A 22,498-nucleotide genomic window follows, 5' to 3' on the forward strand; every position below is an offset into this window, starting at 1 on the left:
CTTATTGACCGTTACGCACGATGCCGTGACTTCGTTTCACATAACTGCCCTTTGCCTCAGGAGCAGGCTTGCACAAAGGGACATTCGCAAAGAGAAGCCCACGAAAAGGATTGTGGTAACAATAAGTTAAAGGTCGCGGCGTATTCTACAGCTTTGTGTATTTATGCCGGCACTGTGCGCCCGTTGCAAGAAATCAATCCGGCTGCTGCACAAGCACCCATTTATCACCATGCATAGTAGAAATACGATACCAAGTTTCTCCGGAAGGATCGGCATACACATGCGTCGCCTGAACTTCCTGTTCCTCCAACTCCACCTTACCGACGCTAAAAGGATCATGGAACGGGTAGTCTGAAACAACAGACGAAGGCGCAACGTGTATGGACTCATTCGTTTCTTTAATGCCGGGCGGCCGCTCTTGCAAGGCTCGTTCAGGATGAACCCACTTGTCGCCTTTGGAAGTGCGGACGTGGAACCATCCGGTCCAACCATTTACCTTTTTCTCAAATACGGTCAATTCTAGAGGTTCGTTTAGCCCCGGTTCGGCCGTTTCCAGTCTCGGTCCCGAATAATAGCGGAATGGAACTTGGATCGATACCTTCTCATCCGTCGACTCAACTCCAAAAAACGTGTTGTAAGGATCTTTAAACCATCGTTCCCCGGTAGAGGTATCCATTTTGTACCAGGTTACCGGCCCCGTCCGACTTGGAACGTAGCTGTACATTGCTTTCAGCTGAACTTCGGTGCCGACCTCAAGCTTTTCATCCGTTTTTCGGGATTCGAAGGGGAGAAGATACAGCGGTGATTCGAATGGGGTGCGGAATTTCGCGTCAAGCGGCTTCTCTTTGATCTTCTCGGCATATTCGCTGGGGAGAATCCATTTTTCCCCGAGCCACGTATCGACCTGCCACCATGTCAGGTCGCAGTTGGAGCGTAACCCCCCGTTGCAAAAACCGAGGCTGCCGGTCGTTTGAATTTTTTGCGCGCTCAACCTGACCCCTGTCGCAGTGTTAAGATCAGGAGTATCGTACAACGCCGTTTCGTTCAGGAGCGTTATGGTTTCGTTCTTGGGGAATACGACAGGAAGTTCCGAGCCTCTGCCGAGAAATATCCAGCGTTCACCTAGCCAGGTTTTCGTCAAGTACCAGCCCTCCGGAGCCAAATCGGGCGCTTGGACCTCAATGGTTTGCACGGGGGCCAAAGCCCCATCCGAAGGGGCTAGAAAGTCCGGTTTCGAGTAAAGAGGGAATTGGGCGTACAAGACTACTTTTTCGCTCGCAGTGGCCTCCTTAATTTCAGCCTCGATTTGAGCCGGTAAGAAAAGCAAAACGCAAGCGGCCAGCATAACCGCTTGCAACCGAATGAAACGTCCCAGTCTCATGAATATCACCGTCCGTATAATGTGTGTTGCTACTTTAGACGAATAGAATTGCAATAAAGTTCCAATCATTCCGGTCTGCAATGAAAAAACCTCCCATTGTCAGGAGGTTTTCATTCATCATTTATTATAACAACTCAAAACTTTTCAGGTGATGAATGGATCTCCATCTTAATTTTGCTCGACTACACTTTCATCCATATAAAGTATCTCCCAAAGATGACCGTCTATATCCTGAAAACTCCATACATACATCCTTGGTCATTCGGTTCATTTGAAGCCTTCCCGCCAGCTGCCAGAGCCTTAGTTACAATCTCATCAACTTGTTCCTTGCTTTCAGCGGATAATGCCACAATCACTTCTGTACTTTTTGTTGCGTCAGAAGTTTCTTTTTCGATAAACGGTTAGATAGGATGCATTCGTTAACCTTATCCATAAATTTATTCCATACTAAAGATGTCTTCTTTGTACATTTTCAAGTGGAGAATTCTGCACTGGAAAATGTACGGCGTTAGCGTGTCATGTCACACTCCTTTCACGGGCAAACTCGTTTCCGCCCTTATTTTTTTTCGCCGGAACACCCTAAGCTGCGTCTATCGAAGACTCATGGGTTAAGAAATAATAAACTCCATTTAGGAAAGTCATTTAGCTTTTATTTTTGTCTATTATCTTCACATCATGCATCACGATGGTATCTAGGTTACCAACAACTTACTTTGACTTGTACTACGAAGTAGCCTAATAATAAAGGCTTAGTATTCGCTTAATGAAAAAACGATAGAGTCTTCTTAAATAAAGAATTATGCTCATCAAGGGGATAGATATGATGGAACAATCGCAAATTCAAAGCATGTTAGATATAAATCAACAACAGCTGATCCATGCTCTGATTAATGAATTGCCTGATCTAGTTACCATTAAAAATGGTGAAGGACGATGGCTACACACCAATCCGTTCACACTTCGCCTCTTTCAAATAGAACATATTCCATACCAAGGAATGACGAATACTGAATTAGCATCTTACTCCCCATTGATTAGTATATCTCTTACAGCATTCGAAGATTCGGATAAAAAAACATGGGAAACCGGAACGGTCTTCCGACATGAGCATGAAATTCTTCAACCTGATGGAACTCCAAAGGTGTTTGATATCATCAAGGTTCCTCTTTCTTTTCCTAATGGGGAACGTAAAGGACTTATTGTGATAGGACGAGATATAACAGATCTTAAAAATGCTAAAAAACGTATACAGCATTTGGCTTATCATGATGACCTTACAGGGCTGCCAAACCGTCGGCATCTCTATGAAGTTTTGACCACCGAGCTTTTAAATTCTAGCCCGATTGCCATCTTCTTCATTGATTTGGATCGCTTTAAGATCATCAATGACTCCTTAGGACATTTAGTTGGCGATCATTTATTACAAAAAGTTTCAGAACGGTTAGTGAAATGTAGTCAAAAAGGAACGGTGTTTCGACATTCTGGAGATGAATTTGTCTTACTTCTACCAGACAGTAACCGGGAGGAATGCCGGGAACTAGCTCAAAATATCAATTTTCAGTTAAGTAAACCGTTTTATATAGACAACCATGAAATCTATATTTCAACCAGCGTTGGAATTTGTTTATCTAATGATGTGGATCCCCAAACCTCTGCCCAAGAATTAATTAAATTTGCGGATCTTGCCTTATACCAAGCAAAGCAAGAAGGAAAAAATACCTATACCATTTATTCGGAGAACATCCATTCTAGGACTTATTCACAATTAGTGATGGAGACAGATTTACATAGAGCGCTGGAACGGAATGAGTTGATTATTCATTATCAACCCCAAATCGACTTGGAATCAGGTAAATTATGCGGTATGGAGGCACTCATCCGCTGGAATCACCCTCTTCTAGGGTTCATTTCCCCTTCTGAATTTATCCCTTTAGCGGAGGAAACAGGTCTTATTATTCCAATAGGCAAATGGGTGCTTCAAACGGCTTGCAAACAAAATAAAGAGCTGCAAGAACAGGGGCACCCTCCGTTAGTTGTTTCTGTGAATCTTTCCGCTCGTCAGTTTTATCAACTCGATTTAGTGGACATGGTGAGTAAAGTATTGAAGGAGACCCATCTGGAACCAAAATATTTGGAGTTAGAAATCACGGAAAGTATGACCATGGATGAAGCTAGATCGATTAAAATACTAACTCATTTGAAAAATTTAGGCGTTAAAATTAGCATCGATGACTTTGGAACCGGATATAGCTCCCTCACTTATCTTAAGAAATTCCCTATCGATAAGCTGAAGATTGATCAATCCTTCGTCCGAGATTGTTTGAAAGAACCAAGCGATGCCACAATCGTTCAAACGATCATTGCGATGGCCAAAAATTTGAACCTCCGTGTCATTGCAGAAGGCGTTGAAACCAAGGAACAACTGCTTTTTCTTCAACAACATCTATGTCATGAAGCACAGGGCTATTTTATCAGCCAGCCTGTCTGCTTAGAGGAATTAGAGAAAAAATTCGCGCAACTCGAAATCTTAATGGAACAATACGGAACCCCACAAGCCTTGAATAAACAACGCTGGATGGAAGAGGCTGTAAGGCTGGCTAGGCAGGATCTTCAGGATACATTACGTTTGCAACAAGGGATGACATATAAATTTAAGAAACAAGACGGTAAATTTATTCATACGATTGGCGATGGGGCATTACTCTATCGCATTGGACTGTCTCCCGAGGAATTGATGGGAAAAGATTTATTTGAACTTTTACCCCCCGAAAAAGCGGAAAATAAATTGGAGTTTTATAATAAAGCATGGGCAGGTGAAACCTTAAGTTATGAAGGAGAGCGAAATGGAGTATTTTACTTAGCAGCTTTATCTCCTATTATACGTGGAGGGCGTGTCATTGAGGTTGTCGCATCCTGTGTTGATATTACGGAACGAAAACAAATAGAGGAGGAGCTTAAAAAAAGCGAAGAAAGGTATCGTCATTTAGTCGAGATCGCCCCCGATGCTATAGTTGTCCATAATAATGGAGAAATACTCTATGTTAATCAAGCTGCAGTTAAACTTCTCCGAGGAAGCCGTGCAAAAGATATTTTAGGTAAATCCGTCTATGATTTTATTCAACCCAATGGGTATGATATTACTAGAAAGAGAATAAAGCTGGTTCAAGAAGAAAGGCAAGATATTGATCCTTTTGAAAAAACCATCATAGGTTTAGATGGTCAATTTATTGTAGTTGAAATTAGCGGAACGCATGTGCATTATAATGGTTCGGCAGCCACGCAAATTATTATGAGGGACATTACAAAACGTACCCATCTGGAATAAGATTTGTAGAAAACGAATGTTGAACGAACGAATAGGAGCTGCATCTAAGGCAGCTCCTGCGCTATCGTTTTCCGTTAGCGGATAACCCCTTCATACCCCCCTTTAAGATTTTCCACAATCACTCTTACGGTGATTCCCGTTACGACGTAATACACAGCTGAGTAAATATATTTCCACTTATAATAAACAACAAGCATGATCGCTTGGCAAAAAGGTTCCCCGATAAAAGCATAGACTACGCTCAAGCAAACTAAACCAAGGCAATATGATTTCCACGTCTTACAATATTGATATAACAACATATAGGCAACAGGAATCATCGACAAATCAAAAGCAAATGCCTCAGGCACCAGAGGTACGATTTGAATGGGGTAATCCCAAAAGTTTAAATTATAACCGATCAAGTCTAAAACTTTAGTTGCCATCGCTACGAGCAAACCAACCACCACAATTTCAAGCATTCTTTTTTTATCTGCGACCTTGAACCAAATGAGCCAGGGAACAATGAGAAAAGCCAAGAGCAGCCACCATTGCGGGCTTAAAAAACCGTATGTAATGAACCTTTCCATATTCGTTTGAACTAAAGCAGTGATTAATTCACTTGCTCTCTCCATATTCTCGTCCAAATTATGTGCCACCTTTGCAAAGCAATTACTCATAGCATGTACACCACTGGAAATAATATGTATTAATTAACGATGCTTTATCACTGATAAGTTCTTATGTATAACTACTCAACACCTCAAAACCTACTTCGTCATTCGTAACCTAACTAGGCTGCAAGCTGGCGTTGGTACTCTGATCATAACCGGCGTCAGCTTTCTTAATTTTCTTTGCGGTCGGTTATTGTTATAAAATTGCCTCGGCGGGACATGCTGATTCGGGCGCAACCTTTGGCAGCATGTATCCGAATCCATTTTCCCGACACGGTCCCTGTCATGAACCCCCAAATGTTCTGTGATTCTACGGTATGGCCATCCCTCCTCCACATGCAGACGGACTGCCTCTCTCTTCAATTCTTGCGTGTACGATTTGTATTTCTGACCTTTAATTGCCACAAAAATGCACCCCCAAGAAATTCATCGGCTAAACCCAGGGGTTTTTTCCAATGTCTATTCTAAGGGGTGCACTTCAGACTAAGCTTATTGCTTTTTATTAATCCATTTATTTATCTGTATAACACTTTATCTATATTATATTTTGCCTTCAATTCATTAATGATATAGGTCTCGTATATTTCTCTATCAACGGGGTCCTCAACCATACAAACATCAATTTTACTTACTTCGTTTCTATTGTTTTTGATCGGGGAGACGGTATCCTCGAAATGTTTTTTTATTCTTGGTCTTAGCTTCCTCGCTTTGCCTACAAGCAGTAGTTCATCATTGTCGTTGAAAAACATAAAAATACCACCCTTATCTCTAGGAATCAGGTGAAAATCTGTAAACCCGTAAATATTACTTAGCTCGGGAGCAATCTGTTTGGTAATGGTGACATCCGGTGTTGGAATGGTTATGTTTATCAGGATCGTTCACTTCCTTTTTTCATTTAGACCTAAATACTATCACAAATCTCAATGTAATGCTAAGGCTACAGTATGATTGCGCTTATAGATCCCCCTCTTCTTATGGAGCAATATTCCAAGGATCTCTGATGCTGCTCCTATAGTGAAGACAACGTTAATGCCTTATGATATGCCAATTTAATTAGAAAAATCAACCTGGTTTCTAGATAAAATCAAAGTCCCGATGAGTTTAAATTTCACCGGGACTGACTAAGCGGTTCTCGACCTTTTTTTACTGGTTCCATATTCATGTGATAAAAGCGAAAAAAAGAAAGTGTGAACCACCAAGTACTTCCATGAAAAGAAAGTTGGAGACCGAATCTAAGGAAAGTTCCGTTTATCAGATTCCTTACACGTTGCCATCGACTTAACGAGAACATGATGCTTGATGTTTTGCTCTTTTGGCTATTGTCCGGCGCATTTCAGCTCAAGGCTTTGACGCTGTCCGCAATTCAACATTCCGGCCTGCAGCCTGCACCTCTGCGAATCATTCCATCGCCCAGATTGGACAGGTTGTGCTGTCTTGTCCGCCGCTGAAGACGACGATTGAATAAGTACCTACCACAATCCTCCCTCTATGGAGAAAGAAACACTTTTCTCTTGAATGCTCCCTTAATCAAAGGATTTTAACGAATGGGACAACAAACTTTATGGATTAATGTTGAATAAGAAGAAATTATTGGGACGATTAAATGCAAAATCACACTCTTGCCCAGCCACCCTTCTTCAAAAAGTGGTTATACAGGAAAAGTTGAACCTATGGATCTCCACACTTCTCATGGAGGTCAACCCTCCCATGTCTCACAGAGTCTACGCTCCCACATTCCTTCATTCAACCTGTCCATGAGGTGGAGGTCAGATATGCTGCCCTTTAGCGAAACGCCCCCGATCCGGCCAGTGAGATCCGGACGCAAAAAAGGCGAACAATAGCAAAAAGCCCCTGTAGATACAGGAACTTTTATTGCATATGTTAATCGCTCTTACAGCCACTTATTCATTCTTGATTCGTAACAACCTTAAGCCATTTACTGTCACGATCAGCGTTGCTCTTATATCGGCCGTTGTCCTGTTGTCACCGGTGAGCATGACGGTTTTCCGGATACCTAACGCATGGAGTTTTTGGATCACGTCCCAGCTGCTTTCGCGATCTTCATTCGCAACGGCAATTAAAGCAAGGGCTTTGTTTTCCGTTCCAAGAACCATCCCTAATGCTTCTATATCATGTACCGCAAAAGGTTCGGTAAGGACGGTTTGATGGCCCAGGCAGTGTGCAATAATCAGCCTGTTCGGAGGTGTGCGCATAGGGGCTCGAAAGAACATCAAGAAGCCGCTCCATCACGCTGTAGTCTCCTTGTTTCACCGCGGCTTCTAGTGCCTCTTCTACCCGGTGGTTGCGAGGGATTAGCGCGGGATTGCTGCTGCGCATCAACTTATGCGAGGAGGCTTTTGTTTCCTGCTGCCTGCCTAGTCTCGCCTGCCACAGCTCATGCCACTGAGCAAATTCTGGGGTTCCAAACAGGACCGTATCCTCCGGCTTATCAAAAGTTAATGCACGGAAGGTATTGGTATAGTCCGCACGATACTTCTGCATCATACTGAGAAGGCCTTCAATAAGGGATTCATCCTGTAGCTCTTCGGTAAATATTCCCAGTTTTGCCCTCATTCCCGCGAGCCAATTACGATGATACAACTCGGTAAAATCTGAAATCGCATCCTCAGCCAGTTTGACAGACTGCGCCTCGTTGACATGCAGCAGCGGCAATAGAGTTTCAGCAAATCTCGCGAGATTCCACGCGGCAATATACGGCTGATTGCCATAGGCATAGCGGCCATGATGGTCAATGGAGCTGAATACGGTTTCTGGGTCATAAGCATCCATGAAGGCACAAGGTCCATAATCAATGGTTTCTCCGCTAAGGGCCATGTTGTCGGTGTTCATCACCCCGTGAATAAAACCAACGAGCTGCCATTTGGCAATCAGCACGGCTTGACGCTTGATCACTTCCTGAAGTAGGAAAAGATAGCGGTTCTCACCAGCGTCAACTTCTGGAAAGTGTCTTTGCAATGTGTAATCAGCCAGGGCCCGGAGATCCTGGACAGTGCCCCATTTTGAAACGTATTGAAAGGTGCCGACGCGAAGATGACTGGCAGCCACGCGGGTCAGAATTGCACCAGGTTGATCGGTTTCGCGGATGATTGACTCGCCGGTTGTCACCACCGCTAGGCTGCGGGTGGTAGCAATACCAAGCGCATGCATTGCTTCGCTGATGATGTATTCGCGCAGCATCGGCCCAAGCGCCGCTCGACCATCGCCCCGGCGGGAGTATGGCGTTTTACCTGAACCCTTAAGCTGAATATCAACCCGCTCACCTAGGGGAGTGATCTGCTCACCAAGCAGCAGAGCACGGCCGTCCCCTAACATGGTAAAATGCCCGAATTGATGCCCTGCGTAAGCTTGAGCGAGAGGCAAAGCGCCTTCGGGAACCCGGTTGCCAGCCAGCACCGCTACGCCATCTTTGCTTTGCAGCGCCTGGACGTTCAACCCCAGGGAGGTTGCCAGCGGATCATTTAAAATGACCAACTCCGGTGAGCGTACGGAGGTTGGGTTGTGGCTGGTAAAAAATGATTTCGGAAGACGTGCATAACTGTTGTCGAAATTCCATCCTGTTTCTATTATTGCTTTTTCCTCTGTCATCGTATCACCTATTTCTTTTGTCTTTTTGTATCTTAGTTTTTCTATTACCCTTCCATTGTGTTATCCTACCAGTTAGCTTAATATCTGGCCATCAGCCTAAAACATTATTTACCTAGTCTTTCTTTATTTCATCCAACATCATTCTGTTTAAAAGGGTTACGTCTCAATACAAACTTTAACTGTTGTACCGACCTATTTTCAACTCCATAATCTCCAAAATCTCTTCTTTATCATAATTTGTAAGTTGCTCTTAGTGATGAATGGAACAAATCTTCTTTTTTTATTATCTATTTCTTGACTAGACTTCCAAGAAGCAACCCATTTAAATTCGTCTGAAATACCCAATCTATGGATATAATTGCTTCTATTGATGAATTGCATCTATCCTGTTCAAGTTCACTTAGTGTTCCTTGTGAGAAGCCAATTATTCCGGAAAACTCAACTTGATTCAAACAATTAATTCTTCGGATCAAACTAATTCGATTGCTTCATGAAGAGGACATTTTCAGGGTATAGTTAACTACTCTCCGAATTTTTTTTACAGTTTCCCACCACTCTTTACTGTTGGCGCGGTATCACCAAAAACTATGAATACCAAGATGGCAACTCTAAGTGATACTTACAGATATATGGTCGTCGGAGTTTTATTATTTCTTGATTGGTTATTTGTATTTTGGATGAACGGGACAGAAGCTCCATAACGCTCACCCTTTCTATTCGGGGTTTGCATTTGCATATATAAGCAGTACCGGCTGGGGCATTATCTCACAAACTCCTACTTCAATAATCAACGAACCTTTAACAAATTTATTGCATCAAATGATTTTATTGTCTTTGCCATTTTTGCTACTGATTCTGCTCATCGGTTGGTTCATTGCAGTTCGTATATCCAGACCTTTGAAACAACTATCTAAGCTGAAGAAGCTTTTATAAAAAACGGTTTGTACAACAAGCTTCCTGAAATAAAATCAACAACATATGAAATGAGGCAGCTTTATGACAGTGCAAAGATTGCGTTGGGGTATATTAATAAAAACTTAAACGACTTAATGATAGAAACTGAAACAGATGGATTGACCGGAGTTCCAAACCGGAGATCTTTTGACTTAACGTTGGAAAAATTGGTCAGCAGTCAAACACCATTCTCCCTGATTCTTTTGGATATTGATCATTTCAAAAGCATTAATGATACGTATGGGCATCTAATAGGTGATGAAGTGCTGCAACTTTTAGCAAAAACTTTGCTGGACCTCTCTCGAGAAGCTGACCTGTGCTTTAGGTATGGCGGTGAAGAGTTCGCCCTTATCGTGAAGAGCAAAGATATGGAGATAGCTAAACATGTAGCTGAACGTGTAAGAACGACGGTGGAAAAAACAAATAACCCAACCGAAAAAATCATAACAATTTCTTTGGGGGTATCTATTTACCTCAACATGGGAAACACATAAAAGACATAATATCAAGAGCAGACAAGGCTTTATACCAATCTAAAATAAATGGAAGAAATCGAACAACTATCTTTGAGCCTTTAAGCGACGACTAGATTAATGTAAGTTATTTTTATACTCTAATAACCCAATTTTTATATTATAAAATACGGATCATTCCCTACCCTCTCCCCTCCCTTTCCCTTATTTTCTCATCATCTTTAAGCAAAATTAAGCAACCTGAGCCGGTAAAAATGCCTGTCTCAGGTTGCTTCTAAATGATTCTGGTGTATTACCCAAAATGTAACTGACGTAGGAAAAGAGCGCGGTGCGTGTTAAGAAAAAATAGAAAAGATAATGTTCCATAACATTTTGGAGTTACAATAATTTCATTTCGGATTACATAACTCATAAACTCAACATCATCCAATTCTTCTTCCGTGACTTATTTTTTTGCTTGCGGGTCAACACTTTCAAACTTGGAAGAAATCAAACATATTCATACGATACTAATTGGTTGGCAAGTTGTATCCCCATATCGCGTTCCGGATAAATGACACGATCCGCCCCTACCTTCTCAAGAACTCTTCCGTGCAGTTCATCCAATGCTTTAGCTATAACCTGCTTGACTCCAAGGTCTTTCAATAATATTGTCGCCAGAATGCTGGCCTGTATATTGACACCAATAGCAACAATAGCACAATCAAAGTCTCCAATGCCTAGGGAACGCAGCGCATCTTCATCCGTACAATCCGCTATGGCCGAATAGGTTAGAACACCGCTCATTTCGTCAACTAATTCTTCGTCTATATCAATACCAATTACTTCGTGGCCATGCTCTATCAATTGTTTGCCCACGCTGAAACCAAAACGGCCTAAGCCAACTATAACGTACTGTTTATTGATCATAGAATTCTTATTATCTCCTTGAAAAAAAATAGTAATAGGTAGTATACAAAATTTCAAGATGTATGAGTTCTGTAGACAAGTTCTTGTGAACTCTTATATGCTTAGTATATAACCACTTCGAATTTTATACAAACCCCTATATTTTCGAAATTCGGTTAAATATCATTGTTTTCAGTTTTTATCTGGAGCCCAGATTATATTCTCAGGGCTTAACGTTTATTTGCGCTTGCCCCGAATGCCCACCTGTTTACGTGTCACAGTAACATCGTATCATAAAAGGAAATATTTATAGTCACTCCGTAGTACAAAAAAAGAAGCCTACGACTGTCCGGCCGTGGGCTTCTTTTTGCTTACTATAACGTTACTCAGGAAGATAGATATTGTTTTTTGAAAACAAGTTCAACGCATCGTTCCATGTCATCTTGATATCGCCGTTTTTGTACGGCAGTTCTATGTCTTGCAGCTCCTCGGGCTTTAACATCTCTAAGCGATCGTTTTCTTGATAATACGTAATATCGCCTTCAAAGCTTAGAGCTCCCTTAGCGACACCATTGACGATTTTCCCGGTAAACTTGATCTCTTTAAATTTATAATAAAGGCTGTCCTTGGAGTTCCATCTCCAGGTGGCGTACACGCTAGTTCCAAAGCTCGGCAAACCATACTCCTTCACCCATATGGATCTGTGTATTTTACTAGGGTCGACGAACAGGGTACTATCCGGTTGCCTGTTTGTACCGTCCATGTTTTCCATATCTCTGAGCACAAATTGTTTATACGTATAAAACTTCAGTTCGCGCTTATCCACTCGGCCGTTGGTCACCGTCAACATGTCGGCGAACTTTGTCGCTTCATTATTCACGGCAAACCAAATGTGGTCTAAAGATTCTGCAGGCATCATAAAGACGCCGTTTATTTTCTTCATCGGCTTTTCCCCGTCGAGGGGTATGTCTTCTTCTCCGAGAATCGGCCTCTCCGGATTATAATGAACGAAACGGTCGATATCCCCGTCTCTGAACGTGTTCGTTTCGTTATAATTCGTCGTCGTTACGCTGCCGTCGCTATTTTCCTTGTAGCCGATCCCAAACGCAGCACATACTTCCTGAATGGGAAAATACACGGTCCCGTCATGTATAACCGGCTTCGTTATGAAAGTTATAGGCTTATCATCCAGCTTTAAAACGGGCGTATTGTCGACGGCGGCGGGATCATTCGTGTGTACGACGGAACCGCTTTGAGTTTGATCGGCTTCTGCACCGGCATCCGTATCTCCGCTAGGTATTGAAGGCAGCGCACTCGTATTCGAACTTTGTTCCGGCCTTGCAAGAAGCTCCCCTAATCCGTGCTCGGACAAGTTCTTCATGAACTGCACGGCTTCAGCACGCGTGAGCGTTTTAGAGCCGTTAAACCCGGCTATCGTCGGCTGACTAGCCTCCCCTTGAGCAAGACCTTTGCCGTACATATACCGAATGGCGTCATCGCCGTCATAATGCATGCCTTGCGTCGAGGCGATCAGCTCCGCCACGCGAATACGCGTGATCGGCTCGTTGTGTGCGTTGATATCTTGCGCGTCCAAGGGATAATTCATCGACGAGGACAGCTTATAATAAGGCTCCGCCCAGTTGGCAGAACCGCTTTTGAGATCAGGTTTATAGCCATGAATGAGCATGGACAAAAATTCGGCCTCCGTCACCGGTTTATCAGGCTTGAACGTCCCGTCCTCATAGCCGCTGACAATGTTTTTGCCGACCGCCCAAGCAACGCTGTCAGCCGACCAGTGCGACTTCACGTCCTGGAACGGGACGCTTAGCCCTTGACTGTCCGCATACGCCTTCTGTACGGGCAAGCTTGCCACTCCGAGGGTGAGCGCTGCGTGCAGCGATAACAACAGCTTCATCGATTTCTTCATTTGTTCATACCTCGCTGTTTCTCATGATGTTTGATCGACAAAATAAAAACCACCTTTATACAAGGAGGCTTGATTGGGGACACACAAATAGAATGCAGACTGGCAATCGGTATTTCGCTGTGGAAATCGACGACCCATGCCTTTGCGTCCCGGCTTTTCAACCGGTTTGCCCAAAAGTCTAATCAGGTACTATTTTGTAGATATATGTAGTATAAACGATGTATTCATGAAACGAAAGTAAAATTTCTCCAAGTCCCAATGCGGTTATAACGATTGCTGAACAGTCCACGCACACACCGACGCACTTGTCGGGAGCTGTGCTCTGACGTCTACCGCGTGCGAAGCGCAATGAGCAAGAATGCTCGAGAAGTCATCGATTTATTATTAGCATCCTTTTTTACAAAATCTTAGCTATTGCGTGACTCCGCAATCATTGTGGGACTCCAACGGGCCCAGTGTCCTTTGGAATCAAGGAATTGTTATTTTTAGAGCTACAACTTTTCAAATCAAGTGCGACATCATTTGCGGTATCACGCACAATGCTCATCAACCAACACTCGAACCCGCTCAGGAAGCGTAGCGATATCCAGAACTTCATCCTCTTGAGATTTTCGACTAAAGCTTGGGAGGCCACGTTCAGCGCATTAATACAGACCAGCTCTAACATATATTCCTTATCCGTTCGTAAAAAGAGCTTACTTAATGAGGTTTGACCTGCATCTTCTTTAAATACCTCAAACAACCCATCTGAGACTAATGAAACTAGCTCCTCATCCACACCAGGTCGAGTTTCAATGTATTTAGCTTCCGACAACCACTCTACGTTCCTGACAAGGGTATCTGGTATTTTATTTTCTGTAATAATACACCAATCAATGCCTTGCTCAGCAAAATAAACTCTTTCAATTTCGAAGAGCTCCAACGTCCGAGAGTCCAGCTTCAGTGCGGCCTGATTGTTCATTGCCGCTAGCTGGTCCTCCGACGGGAAAATGAAGCAGCCGTCCTGATTTCGGATGCGCAACATGAGGATTCGGGGTCTGGAACCATAGGGTCTCTAGGGATGAACAGCTTCCGCACGGCATACTTCGTCAATTCGGTCCTCGGACGATATCGCGGAAATTTGGAAAAAGCCATCGCTACCTTCATACCGTTCCTCAGTAACTTTTCGCCAATCTGCAGGGTAAGGAAAAGAAATATGGTATTCCGGATTCGTGTAAATTTTATACTTGGGGAGAACTTCCAGATTACATTCTTCATTTCCCTAACGACTTCCAGTGGGAAACTCAAGCGACTTTCTAGAGATCCACCCCAGTTATCCTCACGTCTATTGAAGAAAGGAGAGAAGAAGTTTTGCAGTAAAAATCCGTGCGCGCCATGGATTTCAACACCATCAAAACCAGCTTCAATGGCTCGTCTGGTCGTTTGTCCAAAGGCATCAATCACTTCCATTATTTCATCATGTGAAAGTTCTCTAGGTAATACTGACGGAGCAAATGCAGTAGCTTCAGTCTCTACAGCACTGGAACTAACCACCTCACCATTTGGAGTTAAAGCCGGTAGTGCTTTGTTACCTGCATGAAAAATCTGAAGTAACGCAGGAGCTCCACCGCTTTTCGCAGCATCAGCTAATTTGCGTAGGCTTTCGAAATTTTGAATCAGACATTACATGAACCTAAATATACGGTAAAAGATGTATCTGAAATAACTGGTCTTACAAAACATACGATCCGTTACTATGATGACCAACAATTAATACCTTTCGTTTCGAGAAACGGCAGAAACAATCGCTTATTCTCTGACCATGATCTGGATTGGTTGCGAATGGTGCATTGCTTTCGTATTTCAGGATTGCCGATTTCAGAAGTCAAACATTACATTGGCATGTGTTTGCAAGGTGATGAGACGATTCCTGAGAGGGCTGAGCTTATTGCAAAACAAGAAAAAGAACTAGAAGCGAAAATCCATGAGTACAACCTTCAATTAATGCACATAAAAGAGAAGAAGGCTTACTACGAAAGTGTCTTGGCTGGTCAATTGGACGATACCTGGAATCCAGTTAACAATAACCCAGAATGTGGAGAAAAGTACGAAATACCCGAACATATCCAATCAGCGTCAAAAGTTCATGCTTGACCTTAGAAGATAGTCTACGGCTTCGAGTACACTCGAAGTCAATTTTTTTTGTGTATTTAATTTTGATTGACGGATATTGCACTAACCTGCCCGTTAGCAGATCGAGGTCGCCGGACTCCTTATTTTTTAACGCCTGGTTCTTCTCCAGAACAAAGAGGCAAGCAGTATCCCTGCACAGAAGCCGGTAATTGGCGATACGACCAACATTCCGATGATGTTGCCGCTCGAGCTTAGCAGTAGTTTGCACCCTGTCACGAGGATTGCGACCATCAAGCCCCAATAAAACAGTTTTTGTTTGTTTGTGGCGATCGGGACCTCTTTCATATAGGGCACTGTTCTGAAAAGTGAGAGTCCTATTGTGCCGACTAAAACCATCATCCCGATCATCGACAGACTATACTGTAAAATTTTGTAGACCGGCAGGTCCAATATAACGATTGCTTGCAAAATGGCAAGATTCCGGACCATAAAACCGCCCTCATGTGTAAAACCGTCGACTACGACATGCGAGAGAAAGCCGATGGAGACAGACACGATGTAGACCATCCAGTCGCGAAGCGTTCGCAAGCCCCATGAGAATAGAAGACTGTACGCCCTCCGATTTAAGTTTAAGCCGGAAGGTAGATGCAACACGAGCGGTTCCTTAACAAGGGTATGGAATAAATAGGCAAATAAAACACATAGCGGAATCGCCTGGACGACAAAACCCGAGAACGAATGACCGATCGTCCGATACGGTTCCATGGCGAAAAAATATTCAAAATCAGGGGCCATACTCCCCAGCACGAGGCCAGTTACACTGAACCATCTCGGGCTGATGAATTTTAAGGGGAATGCACAGGTTGGGTGCGCAAAGGTAAAAGGCATTGTTTCCCTCCTCTCATTACCTATTAAACGAACCTAAATGAGGATGGGTTGCCGGAATGTACTATGAATTGGTTTTTAATTCATGAGGATTCGCGTAATCTCCCGTTAGCCATCCATGCCCCTCTGGGGGCACCACAGTAATTTTCGGGGTAGCTTAATGCCGTTCCCAGTCTAAAACTTTATTTTCTTTGAACAGCAGAATATGCCGGCAGCCTTCGCATTCTTCTCACGGTTATTTGGGTCCAAGCTTCTTATCGAGTAGCGGCAGGAATCCAACCTGAGAGGATTGCGCCTCCGCCTGGGTGGTTACCTGCTGCAAGCTCGCCTCCATGCTGTCGGATGATTCGCTGGGATATGGTCAACCCTAATCCGGCGCCTCCCGTTGCGCGATTTCTCGATTGCTCCCCCCGATAGAGGGGCTCAAAGATCCGTTGTAGCTCCTCCGGCGTAAAGCCTGGCCCTGAATCGTGGATCGTGAACGTCATTCGGTCTTTCTCCCGGCCGCATTGAATGACAATTCGGCCATGATCAGGTGTGTACCGCACAGCATTATCCAACAAATTGCTCATCGCGCGCTCTAATAAGTGCGAATCACCTCTAATCACACATCCGTCTGGCGCGTAAAGGGCGTCGATTGAGATTTGCTTGTGTTTCGCTTGCGGCTCCAAGCTGTCGATCGTTTTATGAACAATATCGTTAAAGTCAGCCAAGGTCTCGCTTAGCTCTGTTTCCAGGTAATCCATCCTCGTAAAGGTGAACAGATCCTCGACCAAACGGTCCAATTGCGCCGATTTCTCCTTGCAAACGGCGACATACTTCGTGATTTGATCCGGTGTGTGTGCAATGCCTTGCTCGAGCCCGTCCAAATAACCGCGCAAAGCAAATAACGGTGTCCGCAAATCATGAGCGACGGCAGCGATGACGAATCGTCGTTCCTCCTCCAGCTCTGCTTGCTTCCGGTTCGAGTTTTGAAGTCCGCTCACCATGACTTCAAACCCGTCTCGAACCTCGGCGATCTCTCTGATAGTAGATTGGGGCAGTTGAACGTCCCAATCACCTGCAGCAATTTGCCGAGCGGCCTGGCTCATCTTCTCAAGAGGCTTGAGAAGGAGCCGTCGCATTCGAACGCCTACAGTAAAGAAAGCGAGCAGCAGCCCTGCGAACGCGGCAATCATGGGGATTGTATACGAATTGGGTCGGTCCGCCCCAAGATGCAACGATTGGGTGGTGATGAAGTATGCCCCCACAAAGAAAATCCATGGCAACAGTAGAAGGAGCACCAAACTGAGAAGAAAATAGGTACGAATACGAAGCTTTCTCATGTTACACGCCCTCGAATCGATAACCAACGCCCCATACGTTGGTCAGATATTGCGGCTGATTCGGATCAAGCTCGATCTTCTCACGAAGACGGCTCAGATGGACGCGGATCGTATGCTTATCGCCGATGCCATCCCAGAACTTCGCGAGCAATTGATCATAGGTAAACACATGTCTCGGATGCTCCGCAAACAATTGCAGCAGCTCATATTCCTTCGGTGTGAGCGAGATGCTCGTTCCATCCACGAATACTTCTCTGGTAGACAAATCGAGCTTGATGCGGCCATAGTCCAACACCCTGACTGTGCTTGATTGCGGCGTTCTGGCGCGTCGTAAAACAGCCTTTACACGGGCAACGATCTCGCCGGGTGAAGCGGTTTTAACGATATAGTCATCGCCGCCGAGGGTGAGCCCGCGAATTTTGTCAATATCGTCGCTGCGGGCACTCAAGAACAGGATGGGCACGCTGCTCTCTGTCCGAACGCGGCGGCAGAAATCAAATCCGTTTTGTCCCGGCATCATAATGTCCAGGATGATGCAATGAACCGTGTTCTGTTGAAACACTGTCCATGCTTGCATCGCATCGGTAGCTGTTACGACCTGAAAATGATCATTTTCCAAAAAGTCCCTCAAGAGTTCACCGATGCTTTGGTCATCGTCTACAACCAAGATCATAGGTCTTTCATTCACGTATATCCCGCCTTCATTCCGAGGATTCACCCTCGTCGTATATATCTCAGTGTATCATCTCTTCTGAAAAAACAAACGAGATCCGCGCATTTTGTGACGGTTTGTTTATTGTTTTGTAACCTTTTTGGTACTTCGTTTGAGAGATTCACTTGGTATCCTTCTTATCAGTGGATTGAATAGAAGGAGGTTATATGAATGTTGACTGTGCAAATCGTGCTGTTCGATGGCTTCGATCTTCTGGATGCCATTGCACCTTATGAAGTATTCTGCGCTGCCGGAATGGTTGCCGACGGTACGTTGCATGTGGAATTCGTCACTGCGGAAGGGGCTAGACTCGTCCCGAGCGGCGTGGGCGGGTTGAAAATTGAGGCGAGCGGCAGGCTGAGCCCGCGTCGGGAGGGCATCATACTCGTGCCTGGCGCGTCCGGCGAGGTGGAAGGAAACGACCCAAATTCCATTCCTGCCATTCTGGCCCGAGCCATGAACACGGAACTGACTGGTATGCTTGAGCAAGCGCTCGGGTATCCGGGTATCATAGTTGCCACCGTATGCGGGGGTTCTCTGGTGCTGGCCATGGGAGGAATGTTAGAAGGAAGGCCGGCGGTAACCAATCACTTGGGGATGGATCTGCTTGGGGCGACGGGTGCCATACCTGTTCTGGCTCGCGTAGTCGATGACGGCGACCTCGTTACCGGAGGCGGTGTAACCTCGGGGCTCGATGTCGCGCTCCATCTGGTAGAACGGGAGCTTGGGCCGCGTATTGCACATGCTGTAGAGCAATTGTTCGAATATGAACGGAGAGGAACGGTCTGGCGTAACATCGGTATCCCCCCGCGTAATGGATCGGCGGTCACTGACCCAAACACCGAGTTTGATCCTGCACGCCCTCAAGGTACAACGGCGGATGACATTACACAAGCGTCGGTTTTCGACGGGGAATGGGACGCGACGATCGTCACACCGGTTGGAAAGCTGACGGTCAAACTCCACATAACAACGGTTAATGGAGTTATTCAAGGTATGGCAAAGCAGGGGGATGAGGTAAGTGAGTTTATCGATCCTGATCTTAAAGGAAATACGCTTTGCTGGTCGCAGCGAATTAAGATGCCGATGCTTCTGAATTTGAATTTTGCAGTTACGGTTGATGGCGATCATATGACCGGTATCGCTAAAGCCGGTGTATTGCCGGCCTCCAAATTAACAGGGAAGCGAATATAAGGGGGAAAAGAATGGGAAGACGCCAATCCTTCTACAAGCTGATCGTGTGGTTCATCGTGATTTACATCCTTTTTGCTTTGGTCAACAATTTCATTCTCGATCCTGGCGCTGAGACGTTTCTAAGTCATAAAGCAGATCTGGAGCGTGAGCTTCATCCTCGGATCTGGTTAACGGTCATGTACATTCATGTAGGGTTCGCTTGCGTCGCGATGGCATCGGGGCTCATCAATCTATCAACTCGCAGTTATGAGAAGCATCGTCGTTTTCATCGCGTGAACGGCTACGTATATGTATCGTCAGTGCTTTTTGTCGTGCTGACTTCCGGATATATGGCGCCCTACGCCACAGGAGGAAAAATAAGCAGCATGGGCTTCAATCTGCTCAATATTCTCTGGCTGGTCATAACGACGACAGCTCTTATCCATATCTTTAAGAAACGGATTCTTCAGCATCGTCGGTGGATGATCCGGAGCTATGCCTTTTGCTTTACGAATATGCTGATCCATCTTCTCACCTTCGTGTTTCACCAGATTATCGGCATCACTTACGCGACCAGCTACACGCTCGGACTTTACGGCTCGATCATGCTGCTCATAATTGCTCCAGAAGTGCTTTTTAGAGTTGAGAAACCCATCTGGATTTATCCCAATAAAGGAAAAAAACTTTAGAGTCCATCAAGTTAGTTCCATGAAACAGCGTCAGTCTAATACTTTATTTTATCGTTCATGGCTGCCGCTGTTACGATTTTTAGGGGTCAGTCTAATACTTTATTTTTCAGTCTAATGGTTTATTTTCTTTTTACACGTAGCGTGATAAAGCGTCAGGTCCCGTCCAATAAGTATTAGACTGACTCGAATACGTAAACAGCGGCAGCCTTGGACCGGAAAATAAAGTCCTAAGACTACCGCTGTTTATTCAACTAACGTTATCCGTTAGCGTAACAAGTTGTTGCTTTTTCATGACCCATGAAAATGTGCCACAATTAATAAGCCTCGGAGTAACATCCCCCGAGGCTTGCATACCGCTAGTATCAGCTACGTTCCCAAGTAGCGATAATCCCGGATTTCGTTTTCATTTCCATTTCGATCATAAGGATACTCATCCTCCATATTATCATCCCTGTGGAGGACTTTCGGTCCGATGCCGCTTGATCTTACGCTTGTCCTTGTCCTTTAAACGCATTCATGTCCAAGTATGCGATTTCCCAAATGTGACCGTCCAGGTCCTAGAAGCCCCATTGGTACATGAAACCGTGATCTGCCGTTGTCGCCAATCACATGGCAAGCCGCTTTTTCCTCATCTGTGAACTGCATATTGAACTCAAAGCCGAGCCCCGTGAAAAACGCCATTGATTGTTTTACATTCTTTACATGCAAGTTCACAAAAATGTGTTTGGAGGTCAATACCATTTCAATCATCTCAGAATTTGGATTGATAATTAAAATTCTTCTGAATATCTTTTGAAATTGTCCATAATCGCTTGCCAGCCCGCCTGCTGCATTTCAATGGAATGGGTGCTTTCAGCATCAAAAATTTCAACGACCTTCGTTTCATTTCCTTGATTGACGAAGTTGATATCCACTTTTCTCCCATCTCCCAGTGTGTATGAAATTTGCTCATGCTGCTTCACTACATCGTATATCCCGCCGAAATCAAAGCCCATGCTGCCGTCTTTCGCTTCCATCCTTGTAAGAAACTTGCCACCAACCCGCAAATCATTTTCCGATCTTGGCGAGTGCCATGTCTCTGAAGCCTGATTCCACTTCGTGATGTGTTCCGGTTCAGACCAATACCTCCATACTTTTTCTACTGGCGCTTGAATGACTGCCTGGACGGTTACTCTTGTTTTTTGATTACTTGTTTCCATTTTGAAGCACCTCACTCGATTATTGTTTTTGATTCTCATTTATTTAGACGAAATCCGATTGCAATATTCATCGGTCTAATTGTTCAGGAAGTCCAAATCGGGAAAATAATTTTGTGTTGATAAAATTTTGGATGTGGAATATCTTCTTGTTTTTCATTACAATGACGTGAATTCCCCAGGGGACCAAGCAGGTTTTGTCGCTGCTCGGCACATATTGCGCAAAAGCAGGGTAACCGCCATTCACCGTAGTCGGCAAAACCGGGACCCGTCACAATGCCAGCGTGTAAGCGAAAAAAACTTGAACAGATCGTCCTTGCCGCATACCCACATAGGAAAAGGCGGCATAGACATATGGCCTTCTTCATGAAACAAGGCTACCAGTGCATGGATATCAAATCGTTCAAAAGCTTCCACATACCGTGAGAGCAGTTCTTGATCAGGCTCGACATCCATCAAGCTGTATTCTTCAGAACGGAGTTTCGCTCGATCCATCGTTTTTCTGGCTCTTTGCAAGGCGCTGTTAACTGCTGCTGGCGACAATCCTAACGTTTCTGCAATCTGTTTGGAGGACCACTCAAATACGTCCTTCAAAATGAGAACTGCACGTTGACGTAGAGGCAAGATTTGCAAGAGTGCAATAAAACAGAGTTGAAGGGTATCTTTTAGAATGAGTATATCTTCCGGATTTTCCGAAAATGCGGGCGCAGGCCAGATCCAGGATGAGTCAGGCAACGTTTTGCTGGGTGCGATAATCGTTGACTCGGGGTCGGAAAAGTCAACGGGACGAGTGCGGCGTTTAGCTTGTCTTAGCTTGTCCAGGCATATATTTGAAGCAATCCGATAGACCCATGTTTTGTAAGAGGATTCCTGTCTGAATGAGTTCCAACTTTGCCAAACACGAATAAAGGTTTCCTGAACGGCATCGTCTGCGTCATCGATCGATCCTAGCATTCTATAACAGAACGATGTTAACTCCGGCTTCAATCGGTCAAATAACTGAAGTTCTAGAGCATGCTCCAGTGCAGTTTCGTTCATTTGGGCCTCCTTCTAAGGTGCGAAACCCTTTTCACACACCACCAAAAAAATGTAAAATGATAGATTAAGAAAAGAAATTCCACATTTTTCTGAAATATCCTTCATCATTTGCAACTATAATGCCCGTTACTTCAATGAAAACCAGAGAGCAGCTGCCGCGG

18 protein-coding genes, 5 pseudogenes and 1 riboswitch are annotated in these 22,498 nt (G+C 44.5%); of the genes and pseudogenes, 7 read left to right on the forward strand and 16 right to left on the reverse strand.

The window, feature by feature from the left end; translation table 11 throughout:
- Positions 1–193 precede the first annotated feature (193 nt).
- Together JOE45_RS13915 and JOE45_RS23560 are read right to left on the reverse strand one after the other, a co-directional pair.
- A complete protein-coding gene (locus JOE45_RS13915; protein ID WP_210019643.1) occupies positions 194–1,462 on the reverse strand; it encodes a hypothetical protein in 1,269 nt (422 codons plus the stop codon).
- An 87-nt stretch (positions 1,463–1,549) separates the two neighbouring features.
- Positions 1,550–1,779: pseudogene (locus JOE45_RS23560) on the reverse strand (VOC family protein); the annotation flags it as partial.
- Between the two features lie 422 nt (positions 1,780–2,201).
- Here JOE45_RS23560 and JOE45_RS13920 point away from each other — a divergent pair.
- Positions 2,202–4,706 (forward strand): EAL domain-containing protein, encoded by a 2,505-nt coding sequence (locus JOE45_RS13920; RefSeq protein ID WP_210019642.1) that lies wholly within the window; start codon positions 2,202–2,204, stop codon positions 4,704–4,706.
- Between the two features lie 74 nt (positions 4,707–4,780).
- Here the strand turns inward: JOE45_RS13920 and JOE45_RS13925 are convergent, their stop codons facing one another.
- From JOE45_RS13925 to JOE45_RS13930, 3 genes and pseudogenes are all read right to left on the reverse strand, one after another.
- The gene (locus JOE45_RS13925; RefSeq protein ID WP_210019641.1) at positions 4,781–5,332 is read right to left on the reverse strand and encodes a CBO0543 family protein; all 552 of its coding nucleotides are present in this window, start codon (positions 5,330–5,332) and stop codon (positions 4,781–4,783) included.
- 315 nt (positions 5,333–5,647) lie between these two features.
- Positions 5,648–5,764: pseudogene (locus JOE45_RS24230) on the reverse strand (transposase); the annotation flags it as partial.
- A gap of 110 nt (positions 5,765–5,874) precedes the next feature.
- On the reverse strand, positions 5,875–6,231 hold the full coding sequence (locus JOE45_RS13930; RefSeq protein ID WP_210023298.1) for a nucleotide excision repair endonuclease: 357 nt from the start codon (positions 6,229–6,231) through the stop codon (positions 5,875–5,877).
- Between the two features lie 440 nt (positions 6,232–6,671).
- Between JOE45_RS13930 and JOE45_RS23565 the strand changes: the two genes are divergently transcribed.
- On the forward strand, positions 6,672–6,824 hold the full coding sequence (locus tag JOE45_RS23565) for a hypothetical protein (protein ID WP_245246968.1): 153 nt from the start codon (positions 6,672–6,674) through the stop codon (positions 6,822–6,824).
- Positions 6,825–7,323: 499 nt separating this feature from the next.
- Here JOE45_RS23565 and JOE45_RS23570 read toward each other — a convergent pair.
- Both JOE45_RS23570 and JOE45_RS13945 read right to left on the reverse strand, forming a co-directional pair.
- Positions 7,324–7,473, reverse strand: a pseudogene (locus JOE45_RS23570) (hypothetical protein); the annotation flags it as partial.
- A 16-nt stretch (positions 7,474–7,489) separates the two neighbouring features.
- Positions 7,490–8,965, reverse strand: a complete 1,476-nt coding sequence (locus JOE45_RS13945; protein ID WP_210019639.1) for a protein adenylyltransferase SelO — start codon at positions 8,963–8,965, stop codon at positions 7,490–7,492.
- A gap of 941 nt (positions 8,966–9,906) precedes the next feature.
- Here JOE45_RS13945 and JOE45_RS13950 point away from each other — a divergent pair.
- Together JOE45_RS13950 and JOE45_RS24235 are read left to right on the forward strand one after the other, a co-directional pair.
- The gene (locus JOE45_RS13950) at positions 9,907–10,413 is read left to right on the forward strand and encodes a GGDEF domain-containing protein (protein WP_210019638.1); all 507 of its coding nucleotides are present in this window, start codon (positions 9,907–9,909) and stop codon (positions 10,411–10,413) included.
- Positions 10,414–10,421: 8 nt separating this feature from the next.
- Entirely contained in the window at positions 10,422–10,508 is an 87-nt protein-coding gene (locus JOE45_RS24235; protein ID WP_461480187.1) for a hypothetical protein, read from the forward strand.
- A gap of 388 nt (positions 10,509–10,896) precedes the next feature.
- On the opposite strand, the pseudogene JOE45_RS13960 reads toward JOE45_RS24235, so the two are convergent.
- The 4 genes and pseudogenes from JOE45_RS13960 to JOE45_RS13975 form a co-directional block, all read right to left on the reverse strand.
- Positions 10,897–11,301: pseudogene (locus tag JOE45_RS13960) on the reverse strand (potassium channel family protein); the annotation flags it as partial.
- A gap of 361 nt (positions 11,302–11,662) precedes the next feature.
- Positions 11,663–13,207, reverse strand: a complete 1,545-nt coding sequence (locus tag JOE45_RS13965; RefSeq protein WP_210019636.1) for an S-layer homology domain-containing protein — start codon at positions 13,205–13,207, stop codon at positions 11,663–11,665.
- A 98-nt stretch (positions 13,208–13,305) separates the two neighbouring features.
- Positions 13,306–13,388, reverse strand: a riboswitch (cyclic di-GMP riboswitch).
- Between the two features lie 249 nt (positions 13,389–13,637).
- Positions 13,638–14,168, reverse strand: a complete 531-nt coding sequence (locus JOE45_RS23575) for a TnsA endonuclease C-terminal domain-containing protein (RefSeq protein WP_245246969.1) — start codon at positions 14,166–14,168, stop codon at positions 13,638–13,640.
- Between the two features lie 275 nt (positions 14,169–14,443).
- Positions 14,444–14,848, reverse strand: a pseudogene (locus JOE45_RS13975) (oxidoreductase); the annotation flags it as partial.
- Positions 14,849–14,857: 9 nt separating this feature from the next.
- Between JOE45_RS13975 and JOE45_RS13980 the strand changes: the two are divergent.
- Positions 14,858–15,340: a MerR family transcriptional regulator gene (locus tag JOE45_RS13980; RefSeq protein ID WP_210019635.1), complete on the forward strand. Its 483-nt coding sequence runs from the start codon at positions 14,858–14,860 to the stop codon at positions 15,338–15,340.
- A 126-nt stretch (positions 15,341–15,466) separates the two neighbouring features.
- On the opposite strand, the gene JOE45_RS13985 is transcribed toward JOE45_RS13980, so the two are convergent.
- The 3 genes from JOE45_RS13985 to JOE45_RS13995 form a co-directional block, all read right to left on the reverse strand.
- Complete coding sequence (locus tag JOE45_RS13985) at positions 15,467–16,207, reverse strand: DUF4184 family protein (RefSeq protein WP_210019634.1); 741 nt, start codon at positions 16,205–16,207, stop codon at positions 15,467–15,469.
- Between the two features lie 251 nt (positions 16,208–16,458).
- Complete coding sequence (locus tag JOE45_RS13990; RefSeq protein ID WP_210019633.1) at positions 16,459–17,529, reverse strand: sensor histidine kinase; 1,071 nt, start codon at positions 17,527–17,529, stop codon at positions 16,459–16,461.
- Position 17,530: 1 nt separating this feature from the next.
- Complete coding sequence (locus tag JOE45_RS13995; RefSeq protein WP_210023296.1) at positions 17,531–18,202, reverse strand: response regulator transcription factor; 672 nt, start codon at positions 18,200–18,202, stop codon at positions 17,531–17,533.
- Between the two features lie 210 nt (positions 18,203–18,412).
- Here JOE45_RS13995 and JOE45_RS14000 point away from each other — a divergent pair, with 210 nt between their 5' ends.
- A complete protein-coding gene (locus tag JOE45_RS14000; protein WP_210019632.1) occupies positions 18,413–19,435 on the forward strand; it encodes a DJ-1/PfpI family protein in 1,023 nt (340 codons plus the stop codon).
- An 11-nt stretch (positions 19,436–19,446) separates the two neighbouring features.
- Complete coding sequence (locus tag JOE45_RS14005) at positions 19,447–20,103, forward strand: DUF2306 domain-containing protein (protein ID WP_210019631.1); 657 nt, start codon at positions 19,447–19,449, stop codon at positions 20,101–20,103.
- A 770-nt stretch (positions 20,104–20,873) separates the two neighbouring features.
- On the opposite strand, the gene JOE45_RS14010 is transcribed toward JOE45_RS14005, so the two are convergent.
- Both JOE45_RS14010 and JOE45_RS14015 read right to left on the reverse strand, forming a co-directional pair.
- On the reverse strand, positions 20,874–21,302 hold the full coding sequence (locus JOE45_RS14010; RefSeq protein WP_210019630.1) for an SRPBCC family protein: 429 nt from the start codon (positions 21,300–21,302) through the stop codon (positions 20,874–20,876).
- A 240-nt stretch (positions 21,303–21,542) separates the two neighbouring features.
- Positions 21,543–22,337, reverse strand: a complete 795-nt coding sequence (locus tag JOE45_RS14015) for an RNA polymerase subunit sigma-70 (protein WP_245246971.1) — start codon at positions 22,335–22,337, stop codon at positions 21,543–21,545.
- Between the last annotated feature and the right edge of the window lie 161 nt (positions 22,338–22,498).

It is taken from the genome of Paenibacillus sp. PvR098 (assembly GCF_017833255.1).
Taxonomy (GTDB): Bacteria; Bacillota; Bacilli; order Paenibacillales; family NBRC-103111; genus Paenibacillus_G.

Coding starts and splice junctions, on each gene's coding strand:
- JOE45_RS13965 (WP_210019636.1), bottom strand. CDS start 13,207: ATGAAGAAATCGATGAAGCTGTTGTTATCGCTGCACGCAGCGCTCACC.
- JOE45_RS13995 (WP_210023296.1), bottom strand. CDS start 18,202: ATGATCTTGGTTGTAGACGATGACCAAAGCATCGGTGAACTCTTGAGG.
- JOE45_RS13985 (WP_210019634.1), bottom strand. CDS start 16,207: ATGCCTTTTACCTTTGCGCACCCAACCTGTGCATTCCCCTTAAAATTC.
- JOE45_RS13945 (WP_210019639.1), bottom strand. CDS start 8,965: ATGACAGAGGAAAAAGCAATAATAGAAACAGGATGGAATTTCGACAAC.
- JOE45_RS14005 (WP_210019631.1), top strand. CDS start 19,447: ATGGGAAGACGCCAATCCTTCTACAAGCTGATCGTGTGGTTCATCGTG.
- JOE45_RS13920 (WP_210019642.1), top strand. CDS start 2,202: ATGATGGAACAATCGCAAATTCAAAGCATGTTAGATATAAATCAACAA.
- JOE45_RS14000 (WP_210019632.1), top strand. CDS start 18,413: ATGTTGACTGTGCAAATCGTGCTGTTCGATGGCTTCGATCTTCTGGAT.
- JOE45_RS13990 (WP_210019633.1), bottom strand. CDS start 17,529: ATGAGAAAGCTTCGTATTCGTACCTATTTTCTTCTCAGTTTGGTGCTC.
- JOE45_RS14015 (WP_245246971.1), bottom strand. CDS start 22,337: ATGAACGAAACTGCACTGGAGCATGCTCTAGAACTTCAGTTATTTGAC.
- JOE45_RS23575 (WP_245246969.1), bottom strand. CDS start 14,168: ATGAACAATCAGGCCGCACTGAAGCTGGACTCTCGGACGTTGGAGCTC.
- JOE45_RS14010 (WP_210019630.1), bottom strand. CDS start 21,302: ATGGAAACAAGTAATCAAAAAACAAGAGTAACCGTCCAGGCAGTCATT.